The sequence below is a fragment of the Candidatus Similichlamydia epinepheli genome (genome assembly GCF_003056015.1).
Window position 1 is genome coordinate 1 of the sequence record NZ_PPEU01000167.1, and the last position, 2,319, is coordinate 2,319.

Here is a 2,319-nt window from a genome sequence, read left to right on the forward strand (position 1 = left end):
AAACTTGTAGGTAATGAGAAAGTTCTGTCACAGTGCCAACTGTTGCGCGTTGCTGTTGTATGGTAGGGCGCTGACTTGTTGCAATAGTTGGAGTCATTCCATCAATGGCATCGCAAATAGCCGTATCAGGCACATAATTTAATTGTTTAGTTTGATGGGAGAGTGCTTGTAGATAAGAGCGCTGACTTTTTGAAAAAAGAGTGTCATATGCCATGGAAGATTTGCCGGATCCGGACGGGCCACAGAAAACAACAAATTGATTTTTGGGTATTTCAAGATCGATCTCTTTTAGTGTATTTGTACGGGCGTTCTTAATACGGATAGAGTGAGACATGGAGCGAAATTCTCATCCTTTCTTGAAAAAGAGGCCATCCTCGCATAAAAGCTAAAAAATAACACTCATCGTATTTCGTTTGATTCGTGGATCGTTCCTATGTCTAATTTAAAAATTATTTGTACATTAGGCCCTAGCTCATCGAGTGAGGAGCGTCTTTATCAAATGATCATGGCAACCATGACAATGATCCGACTAAATATGGCGCATGGGGAGATGGAAGAACACATTCGAGTGCTTTCATCTTTAACTAGCCTTGAACGCAAAATGAATGTTCGCATCGAAAGGATTCTCGATTTGAAGGGGCTTGATTTGCGCTTAGGATCATTTGAAGGAACGCTTTCGCTCAAAAGAGGAGATTCCTTTTGCCTTTCTGCACAAGGGGTAAGTTCTTTAGCAAAGGGATGGCTACCTTTTTCACATCCTCATCTTTTTTCATCTTTTTCAATAGGTGAGTTGGTCCGTTTTGATAGTGGTTGTTTGACTGGTGAAATCGTTGATGTAGCAGACGATCATATCGTTATTCAAACAAAGAATTGTTGGACTTTACGGCAACATAAGGGTGTTACTATCACTTCTTTTGTTGGGCCTAAAGAACTAATTGTAACAGAAAAAGATCAATTGTCTTTTGAACTTTGTGGCCAAGAGCGAATAGATTGGATTGCACTCTCCTTTGTGAATCATGTGAATCAGGTCAAAGAATTGCGTAAAGAATTAGTTAAAAGAGGTCATTCTGGCATAAAAATTATTTCAAAAATTGAAACAACTCAAGGCATCCATCATCTCGAAGAAATTCTTTCTGAATCAGATGGGGTGATGTTTGCTCGAGGTGACTTGGGTGCACAAATTGATATTCAATTCTTACCCAGGATGCAAAAAGAGTTTTTTGCTAAAGTCAGACAAATGGGAATTCTTTCTATTTTAGCCACCCAGTTGTTGTCTTCTATGTCTGATCGTCCTATTCCTAATCGTTCGGAAGTAACTGATGTTTTTAATGGAGTACTAGATGGTGCAAATGGTTTCATGCTTTCAGAGGAAAGTGCTATAGGTGAATTTCCTATTGAGGCGATTGTTCTTTTGAGGAAACTTCTTGAAGAAGGTCAAATTTTTCTCAAGGAGAGAGGCACATCTTTTTCGAGACGTCTTTTGGACTAGTGAAATGTGCTTGTTTGTTGTCTTCTTGTGTAAATGTTTATCCATATTTTTAATTTGGCATAAAGAAAGCTATCAAGAAAGAAGAATAACGGACTCTTAAATCATGCAGCATGTCTATTAGAAAGATGTCTATTCAGTAACAGCAAGATTCTTTTTCGTTATTCTATAAATCGATGAATAAAAAAGAGCATGCGGTTGTTCCGCAACTTTTAGGATAAACCATTGAATAACCCAAAATAGAATTGAGGGTACGGTTCATTTGCGAGGAGCTATATCCCGAATTTTGTGATAAAGAAGACAATAAGGCAGTTTTGATCAAAACCGCATTGCACCTGAGAAGAAAGCAAAAGACAAGTAAGAAGAAATGATTCCCTGTCCTTAAAAAGGGCAGAGCTTCATTAATACAAAATTATGAAGGGTAACGAGAAACGGCTGTTCGAAGATCTTTTTGTTTCGGAAGAGGAGGGATTCGAACCCCCGGTGGGTCTCCCCACTTCTGTTTTCAAGACAGATGCAATCGTCCGCTCTGCCACTCTTCCAGACACGAAATTGTAAGGTGTTTCGTTACTGAGGTCAATACAAGGGACTAAAAGGTTCCTAGTATCCAAAAAAAGGAGCAAGACTCCTTAGTTGTTATCAGGCGGGCTCTCTAGGAGGAGAAACTATGCAAGAAAACACTTGGCAATTGCAAAGGAGAGGAACTTTCTGTCCAGATCAAACAACCACCGAAAAGAAGGGAGAAGAGTGGTACGTTATGGTGACTTGTTCTGACGGCTCTGATGGAAAATTAGCAGCGAAAGGATAGCCGTAACAATCACAATTCCACGATG

At 39.5% G+C, this 2,319-nt stretch carries 3 protein-coding genes and 1 tRNA gene; 2 read left to right on the forward strand and 2 right to left on the reverse strand.

Features of this window, described 5'->3' with window-relative positions:
* Positions 1 to 334: P-loop NTPase family protein (locus tag GCCT14_RS05295; protein ID WP_478209996.1), on the reverse strand; the 334-nt coding region annotated here is incomplete at its 3' end.
* A 99-nt stretch (positions 335 to 433) separates the two neighbouring features.
* On the opposite strand from GCCT14_RS05295, the gene pyk reads away from it, so the two are divergent.
* Positions 434 to 1,489 carry a pyruvate kinase gene (gene pyk, locus GCCT14_RS05300; RefSeq protein WP_108624494.1) on the forward strand — a complete coding sequence of 352 codons (1,056 nt, stop codon included), beginning with the start codon at positions 434 to 436 and terminating at the stop codon, positions 1,487 to 1,489.
* A gap of 454 nt (positions 1,490 to 1,943) precedes the next feature.
* Here the strand turns inward: pyk and GCCT14_RS05305 are convergent.
* Positions 1,944 to 2,028 (reverse strand) — tRNA-Ser (locus tag GCCT14_RS05305).
* Between the two features lie 125 nt (positions 2,029 to 2,153).
* On the opposite strand from GCCT14_RS05305, the gene GCCT14_RS05400 reads away from it, so the two are divergent.
* Complete coding sequence (locus tag GCCT14_RS05400) at positions 2,154 to 2,294, forward strand: hypothetical protein (RefSeq protein WP_157952666.1); 141 nt, start codon at positions 2,154 to 2,156, stop codon at positions 2,292 to 2,294.
* Positions 2,295 to 2,319: the final 25 nt, after the last annotated feature.